Consider the following 17,373-nt stretch of genomic DNA (forward strand, 5'->3'; position numbering starts at 1 on the left):
TTTTATAAATTAGAAAAATGAAAACAGCCGGCGGCTTTACAAGTGCAGTCCGCTTTCGCCGCGCGAGATGCCGGTCGGGCCGGAACGGACGACTTCGAGGATCGCTTCGGGCGCGATGGCGGCGATGAATGCGTCGAGTTTTTCGGAAGGACCGGTCATCTCGACGACGTAAGTGGTCGCCGTGACGTCGATGATCTTGCCGCGGAAAATGTCCGCGAGGCTGCGGATCTCGAGCCGGTTCAGTTCGGTCGTCCGGATCTTGATCAGCATCAGTTCGCGTTCGATGTGCGCGCCGACGTCGGCCAGATCGAGCACCTTGACCACGTCGATCAGCTTGTTCAACTGCTTGGTGATTTGTTCGACGATGTCGTCGCTGCCGCGCGTGACGATCGTCATCCGCGAGAGGGTAGGGTCTTCGGTCGGAGCGACGGTCAATGACTCGATATTGTAGCCGCGCGCCGAAAACAGGCCGGCGACGCGCGACAGTGCGCCGGATTCGTTTTCCATTAAAACGGAGATAATGTGTCTCATTAGGCCAGTTCCCTGTCTGTCGAGGCGGAAGCGGCAACCCGGAGCTTCATGTCGTTATGGGCTTTGCCGGCTTCTATCATGGGATACACGTTTTCGGTTCGGTCGGTGATGATGTCCAGGAACACGGTACGGTCTTTCAGTGCGAACGCCTGTTCGAGCGCCGGCCGAACCTCGTCGGGCCTGTCGATGCGCATGCCGACATGGCCGTAGGCTTCGGCGAGTTTGACGAAGTCCGGAATCGTGTCCATGTACGAATGCGAATAACGGCTTTCGTAGGAAAACTCCTGCCATTGCCGCACCATGCCCATGTAGCGGTTGTTCAGGTTGACGATCTTGATCGGCGTATTGTACTGCAGCGCAGTCGACAGTTCCTGAATGCACATCTGGATACTGGCTTCGCCGGTCACGCAGGCGACTTCCGCTTCCGGATGCCCGATCTTGACGCCGATCGCGGCGGGCAGGCCGAAGCCCATCGTGCCGAGGCCGCCGGAATTGATCCAGTGCCGGGGTTTGTCGAATTTGTAATACTGTGCCGCCCACATCTGGTGCTGGCCGACGTCGGAAGTGATATAGGCGTCGCCCCGGGTAACTTCCCAAAGCTGCTCGATCACGTACTGCGGCTTGATCAGGGGGCTCGAACGGTCGTATTCCAGGCATTGGATCGCCTGCCACTGCGCGATCTGTTTCCACCAGTCGTCCAGTGCCTTTTTGTTCGGCTTCTTTTTATGTTCCCGAATCAGTTCGATCATCTGTTCCAGCACCGGCTTCACTTCGCCGACGATCGGAATGTCGACCTTGACCGTTTTGGAGATCGAGGCCGGGTCGACATCGATATGGATGATTTTCGCGTGCGGGCAGAAGCGGTCCAGTTTGCCGGTGACGCGGTCGTCGAAGCGCGCGCCGATCGCGATGATCAGATCGCTTTCGTGCATCGCCATGTTCGCTTCGTAGGTGCCGTGCATGCCGAGCATGCCGATGAACTGCTGGTCGGTGGCCGGGTAGGCGCCGAGCCCCATCAGCGTATTGGTGACCGGGTAACCGAGCAGGTGGGCGAGCTCGGTCAGTTCCTGGCTGGCTTCGCCGAGCACGACGCCGCCGCCGGAATAAATGACCGGGCGCTCCGCGGACAGCAGCAGGTCGACCGCTTTCTTGATCTGGCCCTTGTGGCCGGTCACGGTCGGGTTGTAGGAGCGGATCGAGACCTTTTTCGGGTAATGGTACGGTACCTTGATGCGGGGGTCGGTCATGTCCTTCGGAATGTCGACCACGACCGGGCCAGGCCGGCCGGTGGTCGCGATGTAGAAGGCTTTCTTGACCGTTTCGGCGATCTTGTTGACGTCCTTGACCAGGAAATTGTGCTTCACGCAGGGACGGCTGATGCCGATCATATCGACTTCCTGGAACGCGTCGCTGCCGATCACCGGCATCGAAACCTGTCCCGAGATTACCACCAGCGGGATGGAGTCCATGTAGGCGGTCGCGATGCCGGTGATCGCATTGGTGGCGCCGGGGCCGGAGGTGACCAGCACCACGCCGGGTTTGCCGGTTGCGCGCGCATAGCCGTCGGCCGCGTGGGTCGCGCCCTGCTCGTGCCGCACCAGAATATGCTTGATGTCCTGCTGTTGGAACAGCGCGTCGTACAAATGCAGTACTGCGCCGCCAGGATAGCCGAAAATATATTCAACGCCTTCGTCTTTGAGACTCTGCACCAAAATTTGTGCGCCGTTTAGCTCCACCCCAGTACCTCGTTAACCTGAAAATTTTCTCAAGCCGGCAATTCGGCTTCGTGTTTTGCCGCATGGTCAATACCGCTTCGGTAAAAACGCATCGAATAACCGTTTATTATAAGCCATTATTCCGGCAATAGCTTCAGTATTCTACCCGGTTCTCGATAAAATTGTAATGACCAATCTCGATGCGATGATTTTGCGCTTCGGGTGTTCTCTTACGGCATGCGAGTTGCATAATTTATCCGTACAAACGGCTATGATTCCGCTCATGCACGATCCTGGCGGGTTAGGCGTTTTGATTGGGCGTTTTCCGCCCCAAAATGGGTCTGTTGACGGAAGTTGACGGAGAATCGGCGAAAATCCGAAAACTTAGCTGAAACCTCAATTAAAAAAGCCTAAAATGGCCTCCATCTTTTATTAACTGACTGCGATCCGAACAATGCCTAAGAGACAATTCAAAAAGAGCCAACCAAAAACCGAGATTACGAAGCTGCCCGGTTTGGGAATGGACACGGGGGGACTGAAGGACGATTTCAAGCGTTATTATGGGAACCGGCTGGGCCGGGATGAAAATTGCGCTTCGCTGCATTATGCCTACGAGGCGTTTTCGCTGGCGATCAGCGACCGCCTGATCGAGCGTTGGAAAAAGACCTATAACGCCTATAAACAGGCCGACAGCAAAATGGCGTATTACCTATCGATGGAGTTTCTGATGGGGCGCACCTTGAGCAATGCCATGCTGAACCTGGGTATCGACGAATCGGCCAAAAGCGCTCTCTACGACTTGGGGCTGGAGCTGGAAGAACTGGTCGAGAACGAGCCCGATGCGGGACTCGGCAACGGCGGCCTGGGCCGGCTGGCCGCCTGCTTCATCGACAGCTGCGCGACCTTGCAACTGCCGGTGACCGGCTACGGCCTGCGCTACGAATACGGCATGTTTACGCAGCTAATCGTCAACGGCGAACAGGTCGAAAAGCCCGACCACTGGCTGCGCAACGGCAACGTCTGGGAAATCGAACGCCTCGAATACAAGCAAAGGATCAAGTTCGGAGGGCGTACCGAGACGCATGTCGACGAATTCGGACGGAAAAGGGTTTCCTGGGTCGATACGCACGACGTGCTGGCGGTGCCGTTCGACACGCCGGTCCCCGGCTACCAGAACGGTACGGTCAATACGCTGCGGCTGTGGAAGGCGACCGCGACCGAAGAATTCAATCTCGACGAATTCAACGCGGGTGATTATGCGGAATCGGTCGCCGCGAAAAATACCGCCGAAAACATCACGATGGTGTTGTACCCGAACGACGCCAACGAAAACGGCAAGGCATTGCGCCTGAAACAGCAATATTTACTCGCCTCGGCCAGCCTGCAGGACGTGCTCGAAAGATGGATCGGCCGTCACGGCAACGACTTCAGCCAGTTTGCGGCGAAAAACTGTTTCCAATTGAACGATACGCACCCGAGCATCGCCGTTGCGGAACTGATGCGGCTGTTGATCGACGTGTATGGCCTCGAATGGTATGAAGCTTGGCTGATTACGCGCGAAACGATGGCGTACACGAATCATACGCTGTTGCCGGAGGCGCTGGAAAGATGGTCGGTCTCGTTGTTTAGGAGCCTGTTGCCGCGCCTGCTCGAAATCATCTTCCAGATCAATGCGGACTTCCTGACCGAAGTGTCGGCGCGCTGGCCCGGCGACATCGATCGTCAGCGCCGGATGTCGTTGATCGAGGAGGGCCACGAGCAGCATGTCCGTATGGCCTACCTTGCGATCGTGGGCAGCTTCTCGGTCAACGGGGTCGCGGAACTGCATTCCAAGCTCTTGCAACAGGGGCTGTTTCGTGACTTTTATGAATTGTGGCCCGAAAAATTCAACAACAAGACGAACGGCGTCACGCCGCGCCGTTGGCTCGCTTCCTGCAATCCCGACCTGGCCGAATTGATTACCGAAACGATCGGCGGCGGCTGGCTGACCGATCTGACCCAACTGAAAAAATTGGAGAAATACGCCGACGACAAGGCTTTCCAAAAACGCTGGCAGGAAGTGCGCCTGAATGCGAAAAAACGCCTGGTCGATTACAAGAAAGCGGAGCACGACATCGATGTGAATCTGGACGCGCTGTTCGATGTACAGGTCAAACGAATCCACGAATACAAGCGGCAGTTGCTGAACGTATTGCACGTGATTCATTTGTACGACCGAATCAAGCGCGGCGATACCGCCAACTGGACCAGCCGCTGCGTACTGATCGGCGGCAAGGCGGCGCCAGGCTACTTCATGGCGAAGCGGATCATCAAGCTGATCAACAACGTCTCGGAAGTGATCAACAACGACCCGATGGTCGGCGACAAGCTCAAACTGATTTTTTTGCCGAATTATCGGGTATCGGGGATGGAAAAAATCTGTCCGGGCGCCGATTTGTCCGAGCAGATCTCGACCGCCGGCAAGGAAGCCTCCGGCACCGGCAATATGAAGTTCATGATGAACGGCGCCTTGACGATCGGTACGCTCGACGGCGCTAACATCGAGATCCGCGAAGAAGTCGGCGACGAGAATTTCTTCCTGTTCGGACTGACCGAGCAGGAGGTTGAGGAGGCGCGCCGCCATTACGATCCCGTGGGGATCATCGAAGCCGACGAAGACCTGAAGCGGGTGATGAATCTGCTTGAGATGCGCTATTTCAACTCCTTCGAGCCGGACATTTTCGATCCGGTCATCGCCTCGCTGAAAAGTCCATACGATCCGTGGATGACGATCGCCGACTTCCGCAGTTTCGTCGATGCCCAGCGCCGCGTGGAGGAAGCTTATCGGGACCAGGAGCGCTGGACGCGGATGAGCATTCTCAACTGCGCCGCCAGCGGCAAATTTTCGACCGATCGCACGATCGCCGACTACAACAACGAAATCTGGAAACTGACACCGATTCCGGCCCTGGATTGACGGTTTTCGATGTTGCATATTGTGTTGTACGAGCCGGAGATTCCTGCGAACTCCGGCAATATCATCCGGCTTTGCGCCAATACCGGCGCAAAGCTGCACCTGATCGAGCCGCTGGGTTTCGAACTGGAAGACAAGAAATTGCGTCGGGCCGGGCTCGATTATCACGAATGGGCCGAGGTGAAGGTGTATCCGGCACTGGCCGATTTTCTGGAGCGCGTACGGCCCGGCCGCGTCTTCGCGTTGAGCACGAAAGGCCGGAAGCTGTTCAGCGACGTCGCCTTCCAGGCCGGCGACGCCTTGCTGTTCGGCCCCGAGAGCCGTGGCCTGCCGGTAAGCCTGCTGGCCGATCTTGGTGAAGCGCGCTGCCTGTACCTGCCGATGCGCCCGGAGAGCCGCAGTTTGAACCTGTCGAATACCGCGGCGGCGGCGGTGTACGAAGCCTGGCGGCAATTAGGATTTGCCGGCGCGGCGCTCAAGTGAGGTTTTTTCCTGTCTGTGCCGGACGGGCTAAAAATCGGCGCGGCCGTTTTTCGCCGGCTTCATCGCTGAATCGATCGCTTGGGAAAATAACATGTCGAAATTTTCAGTTGTTTTCGACATATTAGCTTTACATGTTTATCGCTTCGACATATCTTTACAATATGTCGAAATTTTAAAGAATGTTAAACATGACGTGGCGACCAGAGCAACCTTATAACCCGCTTCCGCCGTTGCCACCGCAAATGGAATATGAAAGCATCAGCGGTGCTAAAAGCCTGCATTCCGGCCCGGGCGGCACTGGCTGAACTCAAGCAGGCGGGCGAATTGCTGCCCAATCAAGGACTGTTGATCAACCTGTTGCCTTTACTGGAAGCGCAAGGCAGTTCCGAGATCGAAAACATCGTCACGACGACCGACAAACTTTTCCGTTTTGCAGAAGAAGACCATCGGGCCGATCCGATGACCAAGGAAGCGCAGCGTTACCGTACGGCGCTGCGTCAGGGATACGAGGGGCTTGTCAATCGGCCGTTATGCGCCAACACCGCGCTGGAAATTTGCAGCACGATCAAATCGGTGCAAATGGACATTCGCAAGGTGCCGGGAACCATGCTCAGCAACCAGGCGAATGGAGACATCATCTATACGCCGCCGGTGGGCGAATCGATCATCCGCGATCTGCTGGGCAACTGGGAAAATTACCTGCACGCGGAAGACGATACCGACCCATTGATCAAAATGGCGATCGCCCATTATCAATTCGAGGCGATTCATCCGTTTACCGATGGCAACGGGAGTACCGGGCGCATCCTCAATATCCTGTATTTGATCGACCGACAGTTGTTGACCTTGCCGATCCTGTACCTGAGCCGTTATATCGTCCGGCGCAAACAGGATTACTACCGCCTGCTGCTGGCGGTGACGCAGTACCAACAGTGGGAGGAATGGATCATTTTCATGCTGAAAGCCGTCGAAGTCACGGCCGGCTGGACTACCGCAAAAATTGCCGCGATACGCTTGTTGATCGAACATACGGGCAACCATGTCAGAACGCGGTTGCCGCAGATTTACAGCCATGAACTGATGCAAATCGTTTTCGAGCAGCCTTATTGCCGGATACAAAATCTGGTGGAAAGGGGGGTCGCCAAGCGCCAGACCGCATCATCCTATCTGAAGCAGCTCGCGGAAATCGGCGTGCTGACTGAAATCCGAGCCGGCAAGGAAAAACTGTTCGTGCATCCGAAATTGATACGGCTGTTGACCCAGGACGGACATGAGTTTGCCTTTTACCAGGCGAAATAAATGCTGTGGGGCGACAGCAAACCGGTCTTTTTCCTGTGGTCTACAGTAGCCGGGAATCATTTTGCGTCGTTCTTGCTGACTCTAAATTTGCAGGCGCAATCCCCCTTTGCCATGCAACTCAGCTGTTCTACTTTTTCACCCAGCAAGGCCGTTATTAAGGCGAGATCGAACTCACAGATTTCATTGTGTTGTTTAGTCAGGTCATGGTAGACGCAATTATGCGCCTGGATGCTGAACGCATCGGATTCGGTCTGGGCATCGGCTTGTACCGCATAGCCGAGTTCCGTCATGATTTCGAGTAGCTCATCGATTTTTTCATTGAGCTCGTTCCCTTCAAATCGTTTGCGCAGCTTTTCTGCCAATTTGAGCCCCAGTTTTCGCATATAGTCCTTAAAACGCTCGGGGCCTATTTCCTGGCGCAAATCGCTCAGCATTAATTCCGAAAACCAGGCATATTGCTTGGGAAAATGGTTGATGCCTTTATCCGTCAGCGCATACACCGTAACCGGTCGGCCGGCGGTTTTATTGAATGTCTTTTTTCTAATGTAGCCTTCATTTTCAAGTGCGGCAAAATGTTTTTGAACCGCGGTTCTTGAAATATCCAACGCATCGGCTACGTCGTCGATACACAGTCCGTTCCTGTTCTCGAGCAATAGTTTAAGTATTTGACTCTGGCGGGAGCTTATCTCTTGAGACATGACAGCCTTCATTCGGGAAAATGTTTTTTGCAAGGATACCATAGGTGTTCCCCGCTCGGATTAAAATTATAAATAATCTTATAAAACTTAAAAGTTGAAAAAGTTTCTCTTGCGGTCTACACTAGCTGCAACTGGAGCTTCTTTGTAAACCGGCTGCTCACCGGGTCCTCCTCATACGACCATTGAGGCTCCAGTTCCAAAGCAAGTTCGCTTGCGAGGACTTAGACACCACTGAAGAGGACTTGGAAAAATTTCTCGTGCGGTTCGATCGATGGTGGATCGGCCGTTATTTCATAAGACAATTTTTTGCCAAAGTCTGTAGGGATTTTTTCAGTCCTGTTTTTTCGACACGGCTGGATGAAACGGGAGCTTCAGTTACAGCTCACTTGATAGAGAGGCATAAAAAAAATGACAAAAGTAGCCGTTTTAATCTTCTGTGCATGGGCATTGATGCCTACGGCGAATGCCGGCACGGAATCCGGGAAAACTCACCTGATCACCTTGAAAGCCGCCAAACTGGACTCCGGACAGTTGGCTTACCAGATGGTGAGCCACAAAATACGCGACGCTTCCGGAAAGCTCGAAGACATTACCAATCGTTACAGCACCGAACCGACCATCCCGGGACCCGCGATCGTGATGACCGAGGGAGACCAAGCCGAAGTGACTTTGGAACAAGGCATCAAAGATTCGAATGAGCCCGTAAGCATTCATGTTCATGGCGTTCATTACAAAATCGACAGCGACGGCACCATGAAGGTGTTCAACCATCTAGCCGACCAGGCGGCGCTTCCTGGTAAACCCTATACCTACAAATGGACGGCCGCGCCGGGCACCGCCGGAACTTGGCCTTATCACGATCATGCCTTCGGCAATCCGATGTTGGGTGCGGAGGACAAGGGGTTGTACGGAACGCTGATCGTCAATCCAAAAGGAGGCAAGATAATGGCGATGGTGGATGGCCAGATGAAAGGAGTGGATATCAAAGATATTAAACGCGAGTTTGTTCTCTGGATGCATGAGACCACATTCTGGGGCACGGAAATCAATCATCTTGCCAATCGCCAAGTGCCGCTGTGGACAAACCCCACCCTTGGAGCCCGCGAGGGCGAGCTGGTCCGTTTCCATGTCATCGGCATCGGCACGGCGTTCCATACCTTCCATCTGCACGGCCATCGCTGGCTGCAACCGGGAACAACGCATTTGGTCGACACGGTGAATATTGGCCCGATTACGCGCGAATCCTTCGTGATCAAGGCGGGCGAAGGCGTCGGCCCCGGGCCTTGGCATTACCACTGTCATGTTTTGCAGCACATGCAAAGCGGCATGATGGGCGGTTTCAGAGTCATCGAATAAAAATTGAGGAGACACGATCATGAACAAAGTTTTAAAGTTGACAACGGCCGTTTTAATGGCAAACCTCGGAATTCCCGTTTGTGCGGCACAAGCGAGCGGCGATGACCAGCTCCTCAGTGTACCAGGCCTGATACCGTCGGCGATGCTGGAGATGTCCGACGAACCCGGACTGTGGTTTAAAGATCCCGTCGACGGCGATGCCTTGGTCGTCATCAAGCCCAATCAGGCGGCGATGATCAAGATGACCGACACCAATACCGAACATACCATCACCAGTCTGTTGTGGCCCTCCGGAGCCAAAAATTTTCCGATAGACCAGGAAAAACCCTCCAGCGCGAGCGTGACCACGGAATTCGACAAGCCGGGGCTGTATGTCTTTACCTGCAAAGTGCATCCTTACATGTTCGGCGCGGTCGTGGTGGACGATCCGAACACGAAGGGGCTGGATGTCGGTAGCGAACTGCAACTGGTGACCGGCGCCAAGGTGCCGGCCAGCAGCGACATTGCCAAACGCCTGCTGCGGACTTTCTTCGTGGCCACCACCCCGAGCCTCTGGCGCGATTACAGCAAGCCCAAATGGGAGGTCAAGCTGCCCGACATTCCGCTCAACATCGAGGGCAATACGATCAGTCTCAGCGCGCTCGGCATGACCATGCCCAATGAATTGAAAAAGCCCGGCACGCCGGGCGTGGGCGAAGTCTGGGTCAATACGCAGTTCGAGAAGATCGACGGCAAGAAAAAATCCGGCACCGCGACACGGATCAATACGGGAACCTGGAGCGTGACCAGCAAGTTCAAGGGCGTCAAGGAAGATATGAACAATCCCCACAACATGTGGACTGACAAACGCTATCAAAATATCTATCAAACCGCGTGGTTTGATAAGAAACTGTTGACCTTCGACCGCGTCAGCGGCCAAACGTATAGTGAGGTCGTGGTCGGCGAATCGCCATCCCATGTCATCTCACGGCCTTCGGATGACATGCTGTATGTCGCGATCAACGCCGGAGAGCAGGTAGTCAAAATGACAGGCGGCAAGAATCCGGCCGCACAGAAAAGTATTAATACCGGCCCTCATACGTCGCCTCACGGCCACTATATTACCGAAGACAGCAAGTACATGGTTACTCCGAATGCTCTCGCCGGTAGCGTATCGGTAGTGGATTTAAACACCGATACAAACACCGAAATTCCAACTGGCGGCGTCATTCCGATCGCCGTTTGGGGCACGCCGAACGGTTCCACCGCTTACGCCGCCAACTTGCTCGGCACGCCGCCGCTACTGAGTACACTGACGGTCATCGATGTTCCAGGAAAGAAAAAACTGCTAGACATCAATCTGGCCGCGGACTACGATCCGGTAACCGGCAAGATCAGCGGCGAGGCCTATGGACTGTTGCCGATCCAGACGCCGGTGAGTCCGGACGGCAAGTACGTGGTCACCGCCAATACCTTGAGCGCGTCGATCACCATCGTCGATACCGCCACCAACAAGGTAGTCAAGAGCCTGCCTTGCGAGCCGGGCTGCCATGGCGCTCATTTCGGGATGAAGAAAGGAGGCGGTTATTACGCCTATGTGGCAAGTAAATTTGCCAACGATTTGATCGTCATCGACATGGACAAGCTGGAAGTCGCCGGCCGGATATTGTTGTCCGATCTCAAGGATAGCAGTATCCAAGCCCATAACGGCATGGGCGGCCAGGGTATCTTGCCGCTGCCGATCGTGGAGCACGGCTATCTGAAGGAAACCCTGAAACTGTCCGGCAAAGGGCAGTTAAGTCCGGAAGTGGAAGGCTGGCTTAATGCCTTGACCCCCGAACAGAAAGGGATATAGTTTCCCTAGATAGGGAGAAGGAAGGTTCCATGATTCCCATGCGAAGCATGGGAATCATGGGCGAAGCGGGCTTAATGTGCGGCGCTGACTTTTTTGCCTTTGGTCTGGCCGATCGCGCTCAAGGTCTTTTCGAACCACGGCGCATTGATGTCGAACGGCTTGCCGCCCTTGATGCGCGGGAACTCGATCGCGCGCAGCACGTTGCCGTTGTCTTCGTCATGGCCGATGACGCCCGGTTCGCGGCGTAGCGCGCATTCGACCGCCAGGTCGGCGCAGGACTTGATCAGGCGGATGTCTTCGGCGTTCGCGGCGGCGGCGCGCGCGAAATAGCCGGATTTTTGCACCAGCGTCTTTTCCGCGCCGATCATCTGCGCGAACTGCTCGCCGAACCATTTGCCCGGATTGACCGCATCCAATTTGATGTGGCCGAACGCATCGCGCGGCACATCCTGTCCTTTCGATTGCATTTCGGCGACGATGGCTTCAACGCCGGCGCCTTCGGAAACGAAAATATTCACGCAGTCGACCTTGTCCATTACTTCGCGCAGGCGTTTCGCTTCGGCGGTCAGATCGACATCCATTTCCGGCACGAAAATACCGTGGACTTCATAGGTGTCTCGGCTCAGGCCCAGGTCGGGCAGCCATTCCGCCCGATCGAGCAGCTTGCGGTATTCGACGGCGGTCGCCACGGTCAGCCAGCCGCAACTGCGGCCCATCACTTCGTGCACGATCAGCATGCGCGGATTCGAATTGTTTTCCGCAACCACGTTCCGGAAATAACGCGCGCCCTGCTCGGCAGCGGTCCAGGCACCTAGGGATTGTTTGATCGGGAACACGTCGTTGTCGACCGTTTTCGGCAGACCAATTACGGTCAGGCCGTAGTCGTTCTGCGCCAGAAATGCCGCGAGGTCGGCCGCCGCGGTATTGGTGTCGTCGCCGCCGATCGTATGCAGTACGTCCACGCCGTCTTTGACCAACTGGTCGGCCGCGACTTTTTGCGGGTTCTGGCCTTCCTGCACCAGGCCGCGCTTGATGCAGTCTTTCACGTTGGTCAGCTTGACGCGGCTGTTGCCGATCACCGAACCGCCGAATTTCTGCAGCAGGCCGGCATTGGCGCGCACTTCCGGAGTCACTTTGTAAGAATCGCCGAGCAGGAGGCCCTTGTAACCGCTGCGGTAGCAGATGATCTCGATCGAGGGATCGATCTCGTTGTAGCGTTCGATCAGGCTGCCGATCGCGGAATTAAGGCAGGGCGCCAGGCCGCCGGCGGTCAAAATTGCAACTTTCTTAGGTTTGTTCATGTGCGTTTTTATAATGATGTGATGGATAAAATGCTTGGGCACAACGAGGCCTTTGTGCCGCCATGCCCTTCCGGAGCCGTTTCATGTCTTCGATAGGGGACGCCGGACACTGAACTGGCCGATTTTATCATAGAACCCGAAAAACGCCCGGCTTTATCAAAATGCCGCGATTGGCCGGAATTATGGGAAAATAGCGCACCCGCATGGCTTTCATTTCTTCCCGGACAGGTTGTTTTCATGATCGTTTTATGGACCGATGCCCTGATTTTTCTGCTGATCGCGATCACGATCGGCCTCGGCTTCTATATGCGCGGCAAGGAGCATTTCCGGCGGCCGTTCCGGCAAATCGCCGCGAGCCGCAGCGGCATGGTCTCGTTGACCGTGCTGCTGTTCTTCGTATTGGTCGGCCTGTTCGATTCGATCCATTTCAAGGCGTCGGGAGATGACGGCTACGATGTGATCAGCGTACTCGACTATTGGGCCGCGCCTTTGCGTCGCCAGGGCGAAAAGACTTATTCCGCACCGTTCGCGGCATTCGGCTACGGCAAGGAAATGATCACGCTGGACGGCGGCGCGACGCGCTGGGATTATCCGCGCCTGAAATACGGCGGCGCGCATCTGGCCGATCCGGAGCGGCAGTTGGCCGGCGATGTGCTGAAGAAAGCCGCTTACGGCCTGTTTCAGGGCGCAAGTCTCTGCGCGTTTTTTCTGCTGATGCTCTGGGGAATTTTCGCCGCCCGGCAAAAGCGCTTTCTGTACGGCTCTGCACCGGCGAAAAGCGCCCTGGCGGTCGGCTTCGGGATCGTGACGGCCAGTTACATGCTGTGCTATCTGTCTTCTTATTACCACGTGCTGGGCACCGACAAGGTCGGCGAGGACGTGTTCTACCAGACGGTCAAAAGCATCCGCACCGGCCTGGTGATCGGTACGCTGACGACCCTGATCATGCTGCCGATGGCGATTCTGTTCGGGATTCTGGCCGGATTTTTTCAGGGCTGGATCGATGACGTGATCCAGTACGTCTACACCACGCTGAACTCGATTCCGGGCGTTCTGCTGATCGCGGCCTCGATCCTGATGGTGCAGGTGTACATGGCGAATCACGAGGAAGCCTTCACCAGCGTGGTGGTGCGCGCCGACATGCGCCTCCTGTTCCTCTGCATGATCCTCGGCGTGACCAGTTGGACCGGGCTGTGCCGGCTGCTTCGCGCCGAAACGCTGAAGCTCAGGGAAATGGAGTACGTGCGGGCGGCCGAAGCGTTGGGCGTCAAACAGGGCGCGACCCTGGCACGGCACATCCTGCCGAACGTGATGCATATCGTGCTGATCTCGGTCGTGCTCGATTTCAGCGCGCTGGTGCTGGCCGAGGCGGTGCTGTCCTACATCAACATCGGCGTCGATCCGACCACCTACAGCTGGGGCAACATGATCAACGGCGCGCGCTTGGAGATGGCCCGCGAGCCGGTCGTCTGGTGGTCGCTGGCCGCCGCTTTTGTGTTCATGTTTATTTTGGTCCTGGCGGCCAATCTGTTTGCGGACGTGGTGCAGGATGCGTTTGATCCGCGGCGGAGCGGCAATAAAGCCTGATAAAAAAATGATTGCCCAGAATGAGAAAAATCAATGGCTAAAATTGAAGGAATCAGAGTTAAAAACTTTCGTGCTTTAAAAGATATAACGCTCGGACGGTTATGGACTTTGCAACAGGCCGAGCCGCTGACGCCAATGACTGTCGTCATTGGGAAGAATAACGTGGGTAAAAGTACTTTATTCGATGTTTTCGGTTTTTTGGCCGATGCTCTCAAGCTCGGAGTCGAAGAAGCGTGCGACTCGCGCGGGCGCGGCGGGTTTAAGAAAATTCGCTCTCAGGGGCAGGGCGGGCCGATGGAATTTGAAATTTATTATAAGGAAGACGGCAATGCGCGCCCCATTACTTACGAGATTTCTATCGATGTGGATGAGTCGGGAAGGCCTTATGTTCAAAAAGAACGCCTTAGGCAGCGCCGTAAAGGACAGGATAAAGGACGGCCTTTTTCTTTTTTAATTTTGGAAAACGGGAAAGGAGTCGTATGGAAAGGCGAGGCGGAAGGTATTGACGAAAACAAAAAAAAGATTGATTTCAATGATTTATTTGAGTCTTCAATTAAGGAGGAAAGTAAAGAAACCGAAGTCGTCGAACTATCGGATAAAAGAAAGTTAGGAATCGCAACATTAGGTTCTTTAAAACAACATCCCCGAATTTCGCTTTTTCGTCAATTTATTGAAGGATGGTATTTGAGTTATTTCGAGCCTAATTCGGCAAGAAGCCTTCCGCTCGCAGGGCCTCAGAAGCATCTGAACATCAAGGGCGACAATATTGGCAATGTCGTGCAATTCATGGAAAGAGAACATAAAGACCGCTTCAGGAAAGTGTTAGACCGAATTGCAAAAAAGATTCCCGGTATTGACAAAATCGACACCGATGAGACGGCCGATGGGCGACTGCTTCTGCGATTCAACGACAAAGGCTTTCAAGATCCTTTTTATGCCCAACAAATGTCTGACGGGACATTGAAAGTGTTTGCCTACCTTCTTTTATTGGAAGATCCATCGCCTCCCCCCTTTCTCTGTATAGAAGAACCGGAGAACGGTTTATATCACAAACTGCTGGAGACGTTGGCCAACGAATTTCGAGAACATGCGACCGGCCGGAAAGGCGGATCGCAAGTATTCATTACCACGCATCAGCCCTATTTCGTCGATGCGCTCGATCCAAAGGAAGTCTGGATTTTGGAAAAAGGTTCGGATGGTTTTTCCATTATTCGCAGGGCGAGCGATGATGAGTTGGTAAAAAATATGGTTGCAGAAGGATTGCCATTGGGCTCACTCTGGTATAGCGATTATCTGGATGCGAGATAATCCAGATGCATTTCGAAATACTTGTGGAGGACCGTTCCGGTAAAATTGCACTGGATATTCTTATACCCAAAATTATTGGAGATACTCATACGTTTAGGGTAACCTCATTTAAGGGCATTGGCCACATTCCGAGATCGATGGCCTCCGCTAAAAATATAAGCAATCGTATGCTACTGAATAACTTGCCAAAGCTATTAAAAGCCTATGGTAAATCGTTGCAAGATTACGGGGTGGTGTTCGTAGTATGCGACCTGGATGACAAATGTTTGAAGAATTTTAGAGTCGAACTGCTCTCTATTTTGGATAATTGCAATCCACGGCCGGAAACCCGATTTTGCATTGCGGTTGAAGAGGCTGAGGCTTGGTTTTTAGGTGATATTACCGCTATCAAGCAAGCTTATCCAAAAGCAAGAGATACTGTGTTAAATGCATATGTCAACGATTCGATTTGTGGGGCTTGGGAACAATTGGCTGATGCTGTTTACAGGGGCGGGGCTCAGGCACTCACTAAGCTGGGAGGTCGAGCGGAAGGTGCTGAAAAATCTGTATGGGCTGAAAATATTACGCCTTATATGGACGTGGATAATAATTTATCCCTGAGTTTCAATTACTTTTTAAGAAAGCTTCGAGAATTTGTTTGAGTGATGACTAACCCTCTGTTATCCGTTCAAAACCTTAGCGTCGCCTTCAATCGCCACCACAAAGTCGTCGACCGCATCAGTTTTTCGATCCATCCGGGCGAAACCTTCGCGCTGGTCGGCGAATCGGGCTCCGGCAAATCGATCACCGCTTTATCGGTGCTGCGCCTGTTGCCGGACAACGCCAGGATGGCCGCCGACTCGATCACGCTGAACGGCGATAACCTGCCCGCCCATTCGGAGCTGGAGTTGTGCCAAATCCGCGGACGGCGCATCGGCTTGATTTTTCAGGACCCGATGTCGTCGCTGAACCCGGTGATGACGGTCGGCAGGCAGATCGCGGAAGTGATCGAGAGCCATTTTTCGCTGCCGAAAGCGGCCGTGCGGAACCGCGTGCTGGAACTCATGCGTCAGGTCGAAATTCCCGATCCGGAGCAGCGGATCAACGATTATCCGCACCAGTTCTCGGGCGGCCAGCGGCAGCGCGTGATGATTGCGATCGCACTGGCCGGCCGGCCCGATTTGTTGATCGCGGACGAGCCGACGACTTCGCTGGACGTGACGATCCAGGCGCAAATTCTGGTTTTGCTCAAAAACATTCAACAGCGGACCGGCATGGCGCTGTGGCTGGTCAGCCACGATCTGGCGCTGGTTTCGACGCTGGCGGACCGGGTCGCGGTGATGCAGCAGGGCAAGATCGTCGAAACCGGCGCGCTACCGGATTTTTTCGAACAGCCGAAACACCCCTATACGCAAAAGCTGCTGCAAGCTTTGCCGTCGATGCGAAGCTGCCTTGCGCATCGGCCCGAGCAAGCGCTGCCGCTGCTCAAGGTGGAAGATTTTCGCTGCTATTATCCGATCCGCAAAGGCCTGTTCAGGCGCGTGGTCGACCATGTGCGCGCGGTCGACGGGGTCAGTTTCACGATTCCAAGGGGCAAAACGCTGGCACTGGTCGGCGAATCCGGCTGCGGCAAGACCACGCTCGGCAAGGCGTTGTTGAACCTGATTCCAGGCGGAGCGGGGCGGGTGCTTCTGGATGGGGTCGATCTCGGCCAGTTGACGGGGGAGGCATTGCGACGGAAGCGCGCGGACATGCAGATTGTGTTTCAGGATCCGTTTTCGTCGATGAATCCGCGCATGCTGGTTGGCGACATCGTGGCGGAGGGGATTCGCGCCCTGCGCCCCGGGACCGGCGCCGATGCCCGGCGAGAACAGGTCCGGCAATTGCTCGAACAGGTCGGCCTGCCGGCCGATACGGCAGAGCGCTATCCGCATGAATTCTCGGGCGGCCAGCGCCAACGTATCTGCATCGCGCGCGCCCTGGCGGTCGATCCCAAGCTGATCGTCTGCGACGAACCGACCAGCGCGCTCGACGTATCGGTGCAGGCGCAGATCATCGAGCTTTTGAAAACCCTGCAGCGCGAAAAGAACGTCAGCTATCTGTTCATCACGCACGATCTGGCGGTCGTTGCCGAAATTGCCGACGCAGTTGCGGTGATGCACCGCGGGAGAATCGTCGAGTATGGCGACGTGAAGCAGGTGCTGACGGCGCCGCGGCACGACTATACCCGCAAACTGTTGGCGGCGGCGCCGGTTTTGGAAGTCGGCTGACGGTTGAGGCTACAGGGCTGAAGCCCGTCCCGGCAATCCGAACAAGACCGTCCTTTCCC

The 17,373-nt window shown here is 55.0% G+C and carries 13 protein-coding genes; 9 read left to right on the forward strand and 4 right to left on the reverse strand.

Annotation, left to right across the window (positions count from 1 at the left end):
* Positions 1 to 36: 36 nt before the first annotated feature.
* Both ilvN and METAL_RS05340 read right to left on the reverse strand, forming a co-directional pair.
* Positions 37 to 531 (reverse strand): acetolactate synthase small subunit, encoded by a 495-nt coding sequence (gene ilvN / locus METAL_RS05335; RefSeq protein WP_005370347.1) that lies wholly within the window; start codon positions 529 to 531, stop codon positions 37 to 39.
* Positions 531 to 2,267, reverse strand: a complete 1,737-nt coding sequence (locus tag METAL_RS05340) for an acetolactate synthase 3 large subunit (protein WP_005370348.1) — start codon at positions 2,265 to 2,267, stop codon at positions 531 to 533. Before METAL_RS05340 ends, ilvN begins: the two co-directional genes overlap by 1 nt.
* A 433-nt stretch (positions 2,268 to 2,700) precedes the next feature.
* Here METAL_RS05340 and METAL_RS05345 point away from each other — a divergent pair, with 433 nt between their 5' ends.
* The 3 genes from METAL_RS05345 to fic all read left to right on the forward strand — a co-directional run bounded on the left by METAL_RS05345 (position 2,701) and on the right by fic (position 6,981).
* Complete coding sequence (locus METAL_RS05345) at positions 2,701 to 5,202, forward strand: glycogen/starch/alpha-glucan phosphorylase (protein ID WP_005370350.1); 2,502 nt, start codon at positions 2,701 to 2,703, stop codon at positions 5,200 to 5,202.
* Between the two features lie 9 nt (positions 5,203 to 5,211).
* Positions 5,212 to 5,682 carry a tRNA (cytidine(34)-2'-O)-methyltransferase gene (locus tag METAL_RS05350; RefSeq protein WP_005370353.1) on the forward strand — a complete coding sequence of 157 codons (471 nt, stop codon included), beginning with the start codon at positions 5,212 to 5,214 and terminating at the stop codon, positions 5,680 to 5,682.
* Positions 5,683 to 5,931: 249 nt separating this feature from the next.
* Positions 5,932 to 6,981 carry a protein adenylyltransferase Fic gene (fic, locus tag METAL_RS05355; RefSeq protein WP_425357664.1) on the forward strand — a complete coding sequence of 350 codons (1,050 nt, stop codon included), beginning with the start codon at positions 5,932 to 5,934 and terminating at the stop codon, positions 6,979 to 6,981.
* Between the two features lie 56 nt (positions 6,982 to 7,037).
* Here the strand turns inward: fic and METAL_RS05360 are convergent, their stop codons facing one another.
* Positions 7,038 to 7,679, reverse strand: a complete 642-nt coding sequence (locus METAL_RS05360) for a helix-turn-helix transcriptional regulator (RefSeq protein WP_031431132.1) — start codon at positions 7,677 to 7,679, stop codon at positions 7,038 to 7,040.
* A 408-nt stretch (positions 7,680 to 8,087) separates the two neighbouring features.
* Between METAL_RS05360 and METAL_RS05365 the strand changes: the two genes are divergently transcribed.
* Together METAL_RS05365 and METAL_RS05370 are read left to right on the forward strand one after the other, a co-directional pair.
* The gene (locus METAL_RS05365) at positions 8,088 to 9,035 is read left to right on the forward strand and encodes a multicopper oxidase domain-containing protein (RefSeq protein WP_005370359.1); all 948 of its coding nucleotides are present in this window, start codon (positions 8,088 to 8,090) and stop codon (positions 9,033 to 9,035) included.
* Between the two features lie 19 nt (positions 9,036 to 9,054).
* Positions 9,055 to 10,869, forward strand: a complete 1,815-nt coding sequence (locus METAL_RS05370; RefSeq protein WP_005370361.1) for a YVTN family beta-propeller repeat protein — start codon at positions 9,055 to 9,057, stop codon at positions 10,867 to 10,869.
* A gap of 71 nt (positions 10,870 to 10,940) precedes the next feature.
* Here METAL_RS05370 and METAL_RS05375 read toward each other — a convergent pair whose 3' ends face one another.
* Positions 10,941 to 12,170 carry a pyrophosphate--fructose-6-phosphate 1-phosphotransferase gene (locus tag METAL_RS05375; RefSeq protein WP_005370363.1) on the reverse strand — a complete coding sequence of 410 codons (1,230 nt, stop codon included), beginning with the start codon at positions 12,168 to 12,170 and terminating at the stop codon, positions 10,941 to 10,943.
* A 237-nt stretch (positions 12,171 to 12,407) separates the two neighbouring features.
* Here METAL_RS05375 and METAL_RS05380 point away from each other — a divergent pair, with 237 nt between their 5' ends.
* The 4 genes from METAL_RS05380 to METAL_RS05395 are packed head-to-tail and all read left to right on the forward strand — an operon-like array spanning position 12,408 to position 17,314.
* On the forward strand, positions 12,408 to 13,757 hold the full coding sequence (locus METAL_RS05380; protein ID WP_005370365.1) for an ABC transporter permease: 1,350 nt from the start codon (positions 12,408 to 12,410) through the stop codon (positions 13,755 to 13,757).
* 33 nt (positions 13,758 to 13,790) lie between these two features.
* Entirely contained in the window at positions 13,791 to 15,065 is a 1,275-nt protein-coding gene (locus tag METAL_RS05385; protein WP_005370366.1) for an AAA family ATPase, read from the forward strand.
* 5 nt (positions 15,066 to 15,070) lie between these two features.
* On the forward strand, positions 15,071 to 15,706 hold the full coding sequence (locus METAL_RS05390; RefSeq protein ID WP_005370368.1) for a DUF4276 family protein: 636 nt from the start codon (positions 15,071 to 15,073) through the stop codon (positions 15,704 to 15,706).
* Between the two features lie 3 nt (positions 15,707 to 15,709).
* Entirely contained in the window at positions 15,710 to 17,314 is a 1,605-nt protein-coding gene (locus tag METAL_RS05395) for an ABC transporter ATP-binding protein (protein ID WP_005370369.1), read from the forward strand.
* Positions 17,315 to 17,373: the final 59 nt, after the last annotated feature.

This window comes from Methylomicrobium album BG8 (assembly GCF_000214275.2).
GTDB lineage: Bacteria > Pseudomonadota > Gammaproteobacteria > Methylococcales > Methylomonadaceae > Methylomicrobium > Methylomicrobium agile.

What these genes read in the sequence shown, in the direction of transcription:
- ilvN (WP_005370347.1), bottom strand. Translation starts at nt 531, where the DNA reads ATGAGACACATTATCTCCGTTTTAATGGAAAACGAATCCGGCGCACTG.
- METAL_RS05345 (WP_005370350.1), top strand. Translation starts at nt 2,701, where the DNA reads ATGCCTAAGAGACAATTCAAAAAGAGCCAACCAAAAACCGAGATTACG.
- METAL_RS05350 (WP_005370353.1), top strand. Translation starts at nt 5,212, where the DNA reads ATGTTGCATATTGTGTTGTACGAGCCGGAGATTCCTGCGAACTCCGGC.
- fic (WP_425357664.1), top strand. Translation starts at nt 5,932, where the DNA reads ATGAAAGCATCAGCGGTGCTAAAAGCCTGCATTCCGGCCCGGGCGGCA.
- METAL_RS05360 (WP_031431132.1), bottom strand. Translation starts at nt 7,679, where the DNA reads ATGTCTCAAGAGATAAGCTCCCGCCAGAGTCAAATACTTAAACTATTG.
- METAL_RS05365 (WP_005370359.1), top strand. Translation starts at nt 8,088, where the DNA reads ATGACAAAAGTAGCCGTTTTAATCTTCTGTGCATGGGCATTGATGCCT.
- METAL_RS05370 (WP_005370361.1), top strand. Translation starts at nt 9,055, where the DNA reads ATGAACAAAGTTTTAAAGTTGACAACGGCCGTTTTAATGGCAAACCTC.
- METAL_RS05375 (WP_005370363.1), bottom strand. Translation starts at nt 12,170, where the DNA reads ATGAACAAACCTAAGAAAGTTGCAATTTTGACCGCCGGCGGCCTGGCG.
- METAL_RS05380 (WP_005370365.1), top strand. Translation starts at nt 12,408, where the DNA reads ATGATCGTTTTATGGACCGATGCCCTGATTTTTCTGCTGATCGCGATC.
- METAL_RS05385 (WP_005370366.1), top strand. Translation starts at nt 13,791, where the DNA reads ATGGCTAAAATTGAAGGAATCAGAGTTAAAAACTTTCGTGCTTTAAAA.
- METAL_RS05390 (WP_005370368.1), top strand. Translation starts at nt 15,071, where the DNA reads ATGCATTTCGAAATACTTGTGGAGGACCGTTCCGGTAAAATTGCACTG.
- METAL_RS05395 (WP_005370369.1), top strand. Translation starts at nt 15,710, where the DNA reads ATGACTAACCCTCTGTTATCCGTTCAAAACCTTAGCGTCGCCTTCAAT.